Source organism: Mycobacterium florentinum (genome assembly GCF_010730355.1).
GTDB lineage: Bacteria > Actinomycetota > Actinomycetes > Mycobacteriales > Mycobacteriaceae > Mycobacterium > Mycobacterium florentinum.
Map to the genome: position 1 here is coordinate 2,743,163 of NZ_AP022576.1, position 12,470 is coordinate 2,755,632.

Here is a 12,470-nt window from a genome sequence, read left to right on the forward strand (position 1 = left end):
CGCATTCCTCAACTACCCATCCGGGGAGCATCGGCGCTGGCTGGCATCTCGACTTTCCCGTAGGTACATGCTGCCCAACAGATTGGCCTGTGCGCGCCCGTTCGTCAAGAGGAAGGGGCGGCAAGTTGTCGCCGAATTCCTCTGTCCGCAGCTTGCGGCGCGCACCCCTAGACCCGTCGCCACTGCAAGCCGTGGCGACGGGTCTAGGTCAGACGATTGCGGCTAGTCGCCGAACTCGTGCGCTTGGTACTTGTGTGTGCCCTCGAGGTCGTCGAGGATCGCGGCCTGCGCCTTCTTGGGCAAGGTGTGCAGCATCTCGCGCACCCGGGCCTGGCGACGAGCCACACCCTTGCGCTCGGGCATCCCCGGCGTCGCGGTGATCTGCGGCGGCACACCCTCGATCTCCTCGGTACCACCGGCGTGGTGACCGGCATCGAGCAGCGCCTGCTCTTCGGCCATGGTCGCCTCGTCCTTCTCCTCCGACATACCGATCGGGCCGATACGCCGGCCGTTGAGGAACTGGCGCACCACCGGCTCATCGCTGGTCAGCAGCACCTCACGCGGACCGAACATCACCAAGTGCTTGCGGAACAACATCCCGATGTTGTCCGGCACCGTGCGGGCGATGTTGATGTTGTGCGTCACGATCAGGATCGTCGCGTCGATCTGGGCGTTGATGTCCAGAATCAGCTGGCTCAGATACGCGGTACGGACCGGGTCCAGACCGGAGTCGGGCTCGTCGCACAGGATGATCTGCGGGTCCAGCACCAGGGCGCGAGCCAGGCCGGCACGCTTGCGCATACCACCGGAGATCTCGCCGGGGAACTTCTTCTCGTCGCCGCCCAGACCCACCAACTCGAGCTTCTCCATGACGATGTCACGGATTTCGCCTTCCTTCTTCTTGGTGTGCTCACGCAGCGGGAAGGCGGTGTTGTCGAACAGGTTCATCGAGCCGAACAGCGCACCGTCCTGGAACAGCACCCCGAACAACGTGCGGATCTCGTAGAGCTCCTTGGCCGAACACTCGATGATGTCGGTGCCATCGATGACAATCGAGCCACGTTCTGGACGAAGGAGGCCGATCAAAGACTTCAAAAACACGGACTTGCCGGTACCCGACGGGCCCAGCAAAACGCTGACCTCCCCGGCAGGGACATCCAGGGTCACGTCTTCCCAAATCCTCGATGATCCGAAGGACTTGGTCAGACCATTGACCTCGATAGCGACACCCATAGGGAACCCTTCCGTCGACGCATGCTGCCACCTGCCCCTTTGTGTGGCATGAGTCACTGTAGCGCACGCCCGGGACCGCACAGCATGGTTGCACAGCACCGGAGCGAAAAATTCGCTGACCTGAGACCCGCCCCTGCAGGCAGGCTAATGGTCCCGGCAGTGACCGTAAAGTGTCAATCGGTTGGAGCCCAGTTGCCGTGGAAGCCCATCGGTACCCGCTGCGGCAGGTGAACGGTCGCAACCGAGTCGAGCGTCTGAGCGTCCAGGATCAGCAATTGCCCTTCGTCACGGCCCCGGTGATAGGCGTAGCCCATCAGGACGCCGTCGTCCTCGGCACGCTGCCCCGAGCCGTTGGTGGGGTTGGGCACAAAGGACATCTCGCCGAGCAAAAGGTCCGGTTCCAGCGCCGCGACGGTGCTTGATCCCGTCGCGTAGTCGTGCTTGTACAGCGCCGTGGTCATCTCGGTTGCTCCACCGGAGAGGTAGCCGCCGTCCAGGCCGACGGCGTATCCGAACCGGTGGCGCGCACCCAGCACCGACTCGTCGATCCGGGGAAACTCCTGCGGACGATCGTCGCGGCGTTCGGTGCTGACCGCGCCGGTCGTCAGGTTGATCGTCCAGCGGTTCAGCACGGGGCGGCTGTCGCCGGGACCGCGCAGGTCGCGCTCGAACATCCGCGCGTAGCTGACCACGTCGAGTACCAGGACCTCAGTCCCGGCGCGCATCTCCGAGAAGGCGTTGAGCGGGTGGAAGACGTAGCACGGCTCGATATCGAACCAGCGCACGTCCGCGTTGCCGCCTTCGCGGGGCATCACCCCGATGCGCGCCGGATAGGTGTCCTTCCAGCTGTATGGCATCCGATGCATGGGCTGCCGATTGCTGTTGATCGCCGCCATCATCGGGCCGGGAATCCGGACCCGGCCGAGCACCGACTCCATGACCAAGCGCGCCGGCAAACTCAGCCAGCGCGGCACGTTGGCCGGCACCACCTGGGCCGGGTCGAACGTCACCGGCAGGTCGTAGATCACCACGTACTTATCCGTCAGCGAGAAGTCATGCATCATCGGCGACCCGGACACGTCGATGTCGACGGTGCGCCGCGCGCGCCCCGCGGTGTCGATCACCGAGTACTGCACGGTGTGCCCGCGTCCGAAGCTGTAGGACACCGCGTGCAATTCGCCGGTGCGCGGATCCCGGTGCGGGTGGGCGGTGTAGCCACCGAACAATGTCCCGTCGAAGTCGCATGGCCCGACGGTGTCCAGTTCGTCGGTGAGCTCGTAGTTGGCACCGCCGCCCTCGACCAGTGCCAGCGTGCGCCGGGCGTGGGTCAGCACGTTGGTGTTGGGGCCGACCGACAGCATGCCGATGCGTGGGTTCAACCCCGTTCGCTCGGGCTCGCCCAGCGCGGCGCTGGTCGGCGGGGTGCGGACCCAGCGGTTGCGATACCAGCAGGCCTTGCCGTCGCGCAGCGCCACCCCGTGCACCATCGCGTCGCCGGTGAACCAGTGATAGGTGGCCGGGTCGACCTGCGCGGCCGGGTTGGGCCCGTTGCGCAGGTAGCGCCCGTCCAGGTGCTCGGGGATCTGCCCGGTCACGGTGAGGTCGGTCGCGGTCACTTCGGCGCCCACCGGCGCCAGGAAGCCCTCGAGATAGGGGTTCTCGGATTGGGCGGTTTGTGTGGAAGTCATGGGCTGAGCTCCTATAACATTGTTATTGCAGCGTTATTGAGACGGTACGCCGGTAGTGAGAAGATGGCAAGGCCTCATCGGAGATGGTTGGAGAGATGACTTCGGAAGTTCAGCGCAGTGTTCGCGACGAGATGCTGCACGCCGCGGTCGGCCTGCTCGACAGCGACGGCCCCGATGCCCTGCAGACCCGCAAGGTGGCCAGCGCCGCGGGGACCTCGACGATGGCCGTGTACACCCATTTTGGCGGGATGCGGGGCCTGATCGCGGCGGTCGCCGAGGAGGGTCTACGTCAGTTCGACGCCGCCCAGACGGTGCCGCAGACCGCCGATCCGGTGGCCGATCTGTTTACCGTCGGTGCCGCCTACCGCCGCTACGCCATCGAGCGGCCACACATGTACCGGCTGATGTTCGGTAGCACCAGCGCGCACGGCATCAACGCGCCGGCCGGCAATGTCTTGACCCTAACGGTCGCTCAGATCGAGCAGCACGACCCCAGCTTCGCGCACGTGGTGCGGGTGGTGCGCCGGTGCATGCTGGACGGCCGGATCACGGTGGGCAGCGCCGACGACGACGCGTCCGTCGTGGCCACCGCCGCCCAGTTCTGGGCGTTGATTCACGGATTCGTGATGCTGGAGCTGGCCGGGTACTACGGCGACGACGGCTCGGCGGTCGCGCCGGTGCTCACCGCGCTGACCACGAATTTGCTTGTTGCGCTTGGGGATTCCGCGCAGCAAGTGGCGCAGTCGCTCGAGTCTGCGATGCGCTGAACACACGAAACCCCCGGAACCTGGGTCCCGGGGGTTGCGCGAGTTGAACTACTTGACGGTGACGGTCGCGCCGGCAGCCTCGAGCTTGCCCTTGGCCTCCTCGGCGGCTTCCTTGGCGACCTTCTCCAGCAGCGGCTTGGGTGCGCCGTCGACCAGGTCCTTGGCCTCTTTCAGGCCCAGGCCGGAGACGATCTCGCGGACCACCTTGATGACGCCGATCTTCTTGTCGCCGGCGGCCTCGAGGATGACGTCGAACTCGGACTGCTCCTCGGCGGCCTCGGCGGGGGCACCACCGGCGGCAGCGCCACCGGCAGCGGCAACGGCGACCGGGGCGGCCGCGGTGACCTCGAAGGTCTCCTCGAACTTCTTCACGAAGTCCGAGAGCTCGAGCAGGGTCATTTCCTTGAAGACGTCGAGCAGGTCATCGGTGGAGATTTTTGCCATGGTGTGGGTCCTTCCTGAATTGGGTTTATGGGTTATTCGGCGTCAGCCGGTGTCTCGTCGGGTGCTTCTGCCTCGGCGGGTGCTTCCGAAGCCGCGGCTTCGGGAGCGGGTTCTGCGGCCGGGGCCGCTGCGGCGGCCGGGTCGGCCGCCTTCTTCTCCTGCAGAGCGGCCGCGAGGCGGGCGAACTGCGAAACCGGCGCGTTGAACAGGCCGGCGGCCTTGGCGAGGTTGCCCTTCATGGCACCGGCCAGCTTGGCCAGCAACACCTCGCGGGATTCCAGGTCGGCGATGCGCTCGACCTCGGCCACCGTCAGCGCGTGGCCGTCCATGTAGCCACCCTTGATGACCAGCGCCTTGTTCTCCTTGGCGAAGGTCTTGATGGCCTTGGCGGCGTCGACGGGCTCGCCGCTGACGAACGCGATGGCCGTCGGGCCCGCGAACAGCTCGTCGAGGCCCTCGATCCCCGCTTCCGTGGCTGCCCGCTTGATCAGCGTGTTCTTGGCCACGGTGTAGGTCGCCGAACCCGCCAGCGAGCGGCGCAGCTCGGCCAGGTTGGCGACCGTCAGACCGCGGTATTCGGTGATGACGGTCGCGGTCGAGGCGCTGAACTGCTCGACAATGTCCGCGACGGCGGTGGCCTTGTCGGCTTTGGCCATGCATACCTCCTCAGTGAAACGCAGTGAAACTGTGTCGTCGGTGATCACCCGAGGAACGACGAACGCCCCGGCGCAGGATGCGGCACGGGGCGTTGAGATACACCGGCGCGGGCGCCGGCGGTAAGGCCTCGTCCTCCTGCGTGGGCCGCCGGGATGTTCCCGGACCTTCGACCGATTGCTCGGTGACCGACGGTCTTCGGTGGATCGGCACCAAGGATAGCGGCACAACCCGCCGTCAGCCAAACGGCCAATCTCAGGTGACGGCGACGGCCAGCAGAGCGAGCACCACCAGCAGCAGCAACACCCGCAGCCAGTGCAGCCGGTCCCACCGCGCCGCGAGCTCGCGCGATATCTCGCCGGTGGCCGGCCACTTCGCGATGCGGTTGTTGATCGGCACCAGCATCGTCACGGTCAACAGCACGACGACCACCATCAGGCCCGCGGCGAAGGCGCACAGCCAGCCACTCGTCGCGCCCCAGCCGCGGACCGCCGCCACGGCCAGCATCAGCAGGGTGCCGATGTACCAGAACGGCATCACGGCGCCCAGCACCCGAGCAGCCCGGCCCCGGACCGCGCGGAAGGCATCGTCAGGCAGCGGCGCGAACATCGGATTGAAGAAGGCCGCGACCGACAACTCCACGCCCACCATCGGCCCGGCGATCACCACCGCCAGTGCGTTCAGCATGTCGTTCATGAGAACGACCCTGGCTGTTATGCTGACAAATATCAAGGTACTGACAAATTAGTCAGCATGCTTGCGAGGCTGGGAGCTGCGATGGCGGTATCGAAAAAAGAAATCGGTCACTGCCCGATCGACGCCGCGCTGTCGGTGATCGACGGCCGCTGGAAGGGCACGATCCTGTGGCGGCTGTCTGACGGCCCGATGCGGACCGCCGAGTTGCGGCGCAGCATCCCGGGCATCACCGAGCGGATGCTGATCCGGCACCTGCACGAGCTGGTCGACGCCGGAATCATCGAGCGCCACGACGCCCGCACGGTTCCGCCCTGTGTGCACTACTCGATTTCCGAGTACGGCACAACGCTGGAGCCGGTTCTGGCGAGTTTGTGCGATTGGGGCCGAAAGCATATGCAGCGCAACGTGGTTAGCTATAGCCCCGCGAGCCGGGCCGCGCCGACCAGGCCCGCCTCGCCGCCCAGCTCTGCCGGCACGGCACGTAGGCCGGACAAGAAATCCAGCCCGGCATAGTCGGCCAGCACCGCGTGCAGCGGGTCGAAGAGCAGGCCACCGGATTTGGCGACTCCACCCCCGATGATCACCAGGTCCAGATCGCACACCGCGGCCACCGAGGCGATCATCGCCGCGAGTCCGGTGGCCCCGCGGTGGAATGCGCGCAGCGCGATCGCATCCCCGGCCGCCGCCGCCGCAGCCAGCTCCCGCGCCCCGGCACCGGGTGGTGCGGACCAACCGTTGGCCCTCGCCCAGCGCACCAGCCACGGGCCGGCGGCCACCGTCTCGACGCAGCCGCGACCTCCACACGCGCACCGTTCGCCACCCTCTTCAACCACCACGTGACCGACATGACCGGCATTGCCGGTGCGCCCGGTGTAGGGCATGCCGTTGAGCACCAATCCGCCGCCGACGCCAGTGGACACCACCATGGCCAACAGGAACCCCGCACCCCGTCCCGCTCCGTGCCAATGCTCCCCCAACGCCATGCATACGCCGTCGCCACCCAGCCGCACCGGCACGCCAGGCACGACGGACGCGACCCGGTCCCGCAGCGGAAACCCCTGCCAGCCCCCGATGTTGATCGGACTGACCGTTCCGCTGGGCAGATCGATCGGGCCGGCCGACGCGATGCCCACCGCGCGGACCACCCCGCCGGCCGCGGCTAACGCCTCGGCGATCATCGCGGCGACGACGGCCCACACCTGGTCGGCCGAACCGCCCGCCGGCGTGGGCCGGGTAGCGGTGTAGACCAGCGAACCCTCGGAATCAGCAAGGCCCACAGCGATTTTCGTGCCACCGATGTCGAGGCAGAGGGTAAGCATGGCCGATCAGTGCCTATGGGTGTTGTCGGGTTGACGGGGGTCGCCGGGATGCTCGTAGCCGGGGGCGAGCTCGACCAGCGCGGCCCGTCGCTCGTCCAGCCACAGCCGGAAGGCGCGACGGCGCGCGGCGGCACACAGGTGCTCGGTGATCGCGGAACGAACCTGCTCGAGCGGCGGCCCAGCGCACGACGGCGCGCGCCAGCCGTCGCGGTCGGGGCGCAGAGCGGCGAACCGCAGCGGATTGCGGGCGTGGTAGTCGGCCACCTCGCGATCGCCGACCCGGACCGTCGCGGTCACGTCGGCGAACAGCGCCCGGGCCCGCGGGTCAGCCAGCGCCGCGGCGGCCACGCTGCCGATCTCCAGGCGGGCCGTGACGTCGGGCAGCAGCTCGGCCTCGGCCGGCGCGCCGCGCACGCTCAGTCCGCGCGCGGTCACCTCGGCGGCGACGACGCGATCGGTCACCAGGAGTTGGGTGAGCCAGCGCCGCAGTTGGCGCCCCTCGCTGGTGCCGCGGGCGGGCAGCGCGGCCGCGTGCGGGCCGGCGCGCAAGCGCGCTTCGGCCGCGTCGACCTCCTCGACCGCGACGGGTGTGCCTTCGACGGTGGCAACCGTCTGCGCGCTCATGTCACGGTCACCTTAACCGCCGGCGAGTAGACCAGCCGTCCCGCGCAGCCGACCCGCACCAGGGCCCACCACTGGCCGGGTTCCAGCCACGCGGGCGGGCTGACGTCGAAGCCCAGCTCGACGGTGCCGCGGGCCGGCAGCACCGCGCCGAGCGAGGCCGGGCCGATCCACTCCCAGGTGCCCCAGGGGCTGATCAGATGGGCCTCGGCCGACAGGTCCGACGCGGCATTGCTCCCGATCGTCACCGCGAGCCGGGTCGTCGCACCGGGGCGCAGCGCGATCTCGTCGGGCCCGCCGACGAGGTAGATCAGGTCGGCGTCCTGGCCCTCCCCGACTTCGACGATGCTCACGTCCTCGACCGCCTGACGCCAGGCGGCCGGGACCCGGTCGCCGGTGACACGCAGCTGCGCCCGGATCGAGTACTGGCCGGGCTGGGCATCGGCCGGGATCGCCAGCACCACGTCGGCCTCGCGGTGCTCGCCGCTGCCCAGCGTGAACGGCAGCTCGGCGGGTGTCACCGACCAGCCGTCCGGACCCGCCAGCACCACCACGCCGTGCAGCTCGGCGTCGGTGCAGTCGCTGGCCGCGGTGAGCCGCAGGGTCAGCTCGCCGCCCGGTTCGGCGGGCACTCGCTGCGGGTGCAGGTGCGCGACGGCGGGCAGCCCGCCCAGCGGCGCGGGCCCGCGATTGTGCAGCCAGTACCGCGCGTAGAGCGGCTGGGCGATCTCGGCTTCCGGGCCCAGCGCGATTGGGTCGCCGAGTGCCTCACGGATCTTGAGCCGGGCCAGCACGGTAGCGACCTGGTAGCCGTGCAGCTCGATCGATCGCTTACGCGCCCGCGGCGTCTCCAGCAGGTCGGCGGGCTGCAGCCCGCCCAGCTTGCCGAGCGGGGAGCCGATCTTCACCCGGGTAGCCGACCCGGTCGTTTCGACCAGCCGCAGCGCCACCGTGCCGGGGTCGACGGGCTCGGACCGACCGGCCGTCAGCGGGTTGCCGGCCGCCTTGAACGCCCCGACGTGCACGGTGTCGGCGGGCTTGACGTGCAGCAGCGACCCGGTGGGCGCCAGGTCGCCTTGTCGTCGATCCGGGAAGACGGCGTGCAGCGGGTGGGAGAACTGCGCGCTGCGGTTCGGGATCTCGGCGTCCCGCCAGTCGCCGTCGCCGCAGGCGAGCGCGTAGTCGAAATGGTGTGTCCAGTGCTGGAGTTGGAAGTTCGAGCCGTCCGGCGCGGTGCGGCGTGGTTCGTCGATCCAGGTGCCGGACGGCCAGCCGGTGCAGGACCGCAGCAGTGCGGTGTGCAGGGTGCCGTCGCTGTCGACGGCGAAGCTCGGCACGCCACGGTTGAGCAACGCCACGGTGCGGGATTCGAAGTGTTCGGCGCCCGGCGCGGCCCGCTGTTTGACGCCGATCTCGGCATCGTCGAGATCGGCTGCCACCGAAGCGATTTCGGTGTGGAGGCGCTTCTCGTCGGCGCCATCGATCACCAGCACCGGCAGCGCGCGCACCGCGCGCAGGTCGACGCCGGGCACCCAGGCCGCCGCCAACGACGTCGCCGCGGGCACCCACACCCTGGCCCGGCCCCGCTTGGCCAGCTGGCGATCGAGTTCCTTCGCGTACCCCGGATCGGCCTCGGCCAGCACCGCTTTGGTGAAGGTGTTGCGGTCGGGCCCGCCGAGCGCGATCCGGACATCGGGCAGGTTGGAGTCGACATCGAGGTTGCCGTAGCGCGGTTTGTCGGCGCCGCCGCAGGTCGCCGTGACGCCGGCGCGGACCAGCGCGACCATCAGCTCGCGCGCTAGCGGTCCGGACGACGCCTCCGACGGCGACACCACCTCGGCCACTGATATCGCACGAATATCCTTTTTTCCCAATCGAATCCGCGCAGCCGACGATAGGCCGAACCAGCCGTAGGCCGGGTTGTCCAGCGTCCACGGCAGGTGCTCGGTGTCCACGGATGCGAGCCCGTCATGCAGCAGCGCGAACCCGCGACCCACCACGGCGTCGCCCACCTCGCTGACCGGCATGGCGCCCGGCACCGGACACGGCCAGCGCAGCCGCAGCAGGCGGTCCTCGCCGGTGAAGTCGTCGATCGTGGTGCGGCAGTCCACCCGCCCCACGCCGTTCCACAGCGTCAAGGTCTGGGTGTAACGCAGCAATTCGCCGATCCGGCCCTGCACGACCAGCCGCTGGCCGAGCGGCCCGCGATAGGCCCGCACCTGCGCCGGCGATTCCGACGAGCCCACCACCGGCCCCTTGGGCAGCAGATGCCACGGGCCCTCTCCCTGCGTCGGGTGGGCCGGGTATTCGTCGTAGACGGCGAGCTCGTTACCCACCCGCCCGACCCCGATCAGCTCGCGGCCGTCCTGGATCAGGGACGCGACTCCCCCGCCCCGGGCCGGGTCGGCCGCCAACCGGTAGTACTCATTTTCGATCTCGTGTCCGGGCATCGGTTCCCAGCCGGTCGCCTCGTCCGCGGGAACCAGCCGATAGGCCCGCCAGCCCAGCGATCCGACGTCGCGGGCCAGCCAGCTGACCGACCGCCCGTCGTGCTCGACCAGCGCGGGCAACTCGGCGCCGTCGGCGTCCAGCACCCGCACCCCGGCGGGCAGCGGCGGATCAACCCGGGCGGTGACGATGTCGGTGCGCCGGTGGGTCAGTGCGTTCCACACCACGACCCTGTCCGCGGGACCCTCGACGGCGCCGGACAGCAGCGCCAACGAGTTGTCGCGGGCGGTGCGGCCCAGCTCCCACGCGTCGCGCCAGCCGGTCAGCAGATCGAGGTAGACCTGGTCGGACTCGGAGCCGGTGATCGCGTCGTGGTGGGCGCCGTAGGCCAGCTGCACCCACGCCTTGGCCAACGCGGCATGCGGATAGTCGGCGCCGGCCATCAGTGCGGCGAACACCGCGTAGCGCTCGGCATCCAGCACCGCGTTTTCCGCGGCGCGGTTGGCTTGTTTGGTGTCGATGTAGGAGACGTCCTTGCCGGTGTAGATCGGATTCATGTCGCGCGTCTGCGGCGACGGCACCGACCCCCGCTCGTCCAGCTCGGCGCGCACCGAGGCGAAGAACTCTCGAGGCAGCGCGCACACGAACCGCGGCCAGGTGTAGCGGGCCGCCCAGTCGCGGTGGATCTCGGTGACCCACTTGTTCGGCGGGGTGTAATCGGTGCCCACCGGCAACAGCACGTTGCGGGTCAACGCGACCCTCTTGAGCTGGTCGAACACCGCATACGTGGCGTCCTGCGCCTCGCTCAGCGACGCCGACGAGTCCATGCCCCAGCCCGCCCCGTAATGCGCCGGCATGTAGTGGGTGAGCAGGCCGCGCCCGGATGGCGAGATCCATTCGAACTCGCTGCAGAACTGCATGCCCTCGACGCCGCCGGAGTGGGTCGGCCCCCATTGGTGGTGCGGTCCGCGGGCCCACGAGCTCGACGTCAGCCCGGCATCGGCGGCCATCCCGGGAAACTGCGGGTCGTGGCCGAACACGTCGAGCTGCCATGCGGTGGCCGGATCGGCACCCAGCACATCGCGCTGAAAACCTATGCCGTGTACCAGGTTTCGGATGGTTGTCTCCGGGCTGGTGAGATTGGTGTTGGGTTCGTTGTAGGTCCCGCCCATGATTTCGACCCGGCCTTCGGCGATGAAGCGGCGCAGGTCGGCGCGGTCTTCGGGGTGGGTGTCCCAGTACGGCTTGAGGTAATCCACCTCGGCCAGCACGAACTTGTACTCGGGCTCGCGGCGGGCCATTTCCAGGTGCGCGTGCACCAACTCGAAGCCGTTGGTCTGCCGCCCTTTGCCCGGCGGGTGTTCGCGCCACTCGCTGGTGTAGGCGCCCTGCGTGTTCCACCACACCGGGTCGTAGTGGAAATGGCTGACCATGAACATCGTCCAGCCGGGCTCGGCCACGGTGAACTCGAACGCAACGCCGGCGCCCCCCGCATGCACCCGGGCGGCCCGCCGTTCACCGACGACCGGCCGCTGCACGGTCACCGCAATCTCGACGACTTCGTCACCGACCCAAGCGCGCGCTTCCCCGGTCAGCCCCTCGCCCTCGACCCATACCGGTGTCGGCTCGGTTACCCCGCCGACGGTGACACTGACCAGCTGTAGCGGCGTGTCCTGCGGCCCAACGAACAGTTCGGTCGAGCGCGCCGAAATCAGCTGCATGCCCGCACCTTACGTTGCTCGGCTACAGACTTGTCACCCCTTGCTGCAAAGCTGGATAGCGTGACGGACCTGACCACGCAATGCGGCCCGGCCGAGGGGCGGTACGCCGACTACCCGCTCAGCAAGCTGGTCTTGCACATCAATCGCGAAGCGATCCACCATGGCGTCGAGATCGCTTGCCTCCGAGGCCTTTACGTACATCGTCAATCCATCAACCAGGAGGAGTGATCATGCCAGCCCTCGCCCCGCCGGTAGCCGACGAGCGCAGCGCCCTGCGCGAGTACTTGGCCTTCCACCAAAGCGCCTACTTCGCGGTGTCCTACGGCCTCACCGACAAGCAGGCCCGTTCGTCGCCGTCGACGAGCGCGCTGTCGGTCGGTGGCCTGATCAAGCACGTGACACGGATGCAGCACAGCTGGATGGCACGCGTCGCGGCTGCCCCGGACGCGGCACCGAAGGACCCCCGGCCGTTCGACCCCGAGGCATTTGCGGACCAGCACGTGATGCGGCCCGACGAGACGCTGGACGGACTGCTGCGGGATTTCGCCGAACAGAACGCGACGTCGCTGCGGCTGGTGGAAACCGCCGATCTCGACGCGGCGGTGCCCGTGCCCCGCGACGTCCCGTGGTTTCCCAAAGACCTGGATGCCTGGTCGGTGCGATGGGTGATCCTGCACGTCATCAACGAGTTGGCCCGGCACGCGGGGCACGCCGACATCGTCCGGGAAACCATCGACGGAGCCACGATGTACGACCTGATCGCCGGGCTGGAAGGCTGGGAGATCGAGGGCTGGGTCACACCCTGGAATGCCGGAGCGGGTCGGTAAAAGACCTGCTCACCGTCGAGTGAGTTGGGCCTCGGCACCCCCGGTTTGGCAG

The 12,470-nt window shown here is 68.7% G+C and carries 11 protein-coding genes and 1 pseudogene; 4 read left to right on the forward strand and 8 right to left on the reverse strand.

Annotated elements, in window-relative coordinates; all coding sequences use genetic code 11:
• Positions 1 to 222: 222 nt before the first annotated feature.
• Positions 223 to 1,233, reverse strand: coding sequence for an ABC transporter ATP-binding protein (locus tag G6N55_RS12865; protein WP_085222912.1), 1,011 nt, complete (start codon positions 1,231 to 1,233; stop codon positions 223 to 225).
• 173 nt (positions 1,234 to 1,406) lie between these two features.
• The gene (locus G6N55_RS12870; RefSeq protein WP_085222911.1) at positions 1,407 to 2,921 is read right to left on the reverse strand and encodes a carotenoid oxygenase family protein; all 1,515 of its coding nucleotides are present in this window, start codon (positions 2,919 to 2,921) and stop codon (positions 1,407 to 1,409) included.
• Between the two features lie 95 nt (positions 2,922 to 3,016).
• Here G6N55_RS12870 and G6N55_RS12875 point away from each other — a divergent pair, with 95 nt between their 5' ends.
• The gene (locus tag G6N55_RS12875; RefSeq protein WP_085222910.1) at positions 3,017 to 3,688 is read left to right on the forward strand and encodes a TetR/AcrR family transcriptional regulator; all 672 of its coding nucleotides are present in this window, start codon (positions 3,017 to 3,019) and stop codon (positions 3,686 to 3,688) included.
• A gap of 48 nt (positions 3,689 to 3,736) precedes the next feature.
• Here G6N55_RS12875 and rplL read toward each other — a convergent pair whose 3' ends face one another.
• The 3 genes from rplL to G6N55_RS12890 form a co-directional block, all read right to left on the reverse strand.
• Positions 3,737 to 4,132 (reverse strand): 50S ribosomal protein L7/L12, encoded by a 396-nt coding sequence (gene rplL, locus G6N55_RS12880; RefSeq protein ID WP_085222909.1) that lies wholly within the window; start codon positions 4,130 to 4,132, stop codon positions 3,737 to 3,739.
• A 32-nt stretch (positions 4,133 to 4,164) separates the two neighbouring features.
• Positions 4,165 to 4,788: a 50S ribosomal protein L10 gene (gene rplJ, locus G6N55_RS12885; RefSeq protein WP_085223050.1), complete on the reverse strand. Its 624-nt coding sequence runs from the start codon at positions 4,786 to 4,788 to the stop codon at positions 4,165 to 4,167.
• Positions 4,789 to 5,041: 253 nt separating this feature from the next.
• Entirely contained in the window at positions 5,042 to 5,482 is a 441-nt protein-coding gene (locus tag G6N55_RS12890; protein WP_085222908.1) for a DUF1772 domain-containing protein, read from the reverse strand.
• An 81-nt stretch (positions 5,483 to 5,563) separates the two neighbouring features.
• Here G6N55_RS12890 and G6N55_RS12895 point away from each other — a divergent pair, with 81 nt between their 5' ends.
• Complete coding sequence (locus tag G6N55_RS12895; protein WP_085222907.1) at positions 5,564 to 5,995, forward strand: winged helix-turn-helix transcriptional regulator; 432 nt, start codon at positions 5,564 to 5,566, stop codon at positions 5,993 to 5,995.
• On the opposite strand, the gene G6N55_RS12900 is transcribed toward G6N55_RS12895, so the two are convergent.
• The 3 genes from G6N55_RS12900 to G6N55_RS12910 are packed head-to-tail and all read right to left on the reverse strand — an operon-like array spanning position 5,896 to position 11,591.
• Positions 5,896 to 6,801, reverse strand: a complete 906-nt coding sequence (locus G6N55_RS12900) for an ROK family protein (RefSeq protein ID WP_085222906.1) — start codon at positions 6,799 to 6,801, stop codon at positions 5,896 to 5,898. The genes G6N55_RS12895 and G6N55_RS12900 overlap by 100 nt on opposite strands.
• A 6-nt stretch (positions 6,802 to 6,807) precedes the next feature.
• The gene (locus G6N55_RS12905; RefSeq protein WP_085222905.1) at positions 6,808 to 7,425 is read right to left on the reverse strand and encodes a DUF7158 domain-containing protein; all 618 of its coding nucleotides are present in this window, start codon (positions 7,423 to 7,425) and stop codon (positions 6,808 to 6,810) included.
• On the reverse strand, positions 7,422 to 11,591 hold the full coding sequence (locus G6N55_RS12910) for a glycoside hydrolase family 38 N-terminal domain-containing protein (protein ID WP_085222904.1): 4,170 nt from the start codon (positions 11,589 to 11,591) through the stop codon (positions 7,422 to 7,424). The genes G6N55_RS12905 and G6N55_RS12910 overlap by 4 nt, the downstream gene beginning before the upstream one ends.
• A gap of 57 nt (positions 11,592 to 11,648) precedes the next feature.
• Here G6N55_RS12910 and G6N55_RS12915 point away from each other — a divergent pair.
• A pseudogene (locus G6N55_RS12915) lies at positions 11,649 to 11,819 on the forward strand (DinB family protein); the annotation flags it as partial.
• A 2-nt stretch (positions 11,820 to 11,821) separates the two neighbouring features.
• Positions 11,822 to 12,418 (forward strand): DinB family protein, encoded by a 597-nt coding sequence (locus tag G6N55_RS12920; RefSeq protein ID WP_085223048.1) that lies wholly within the window; start codon positions 11,822 to 11,824, stop codon positions 12,416 to 12,418.
• The last annotated feature ends 52 nt before the right edge of the window (positions 12,419 to 12,470 follow it).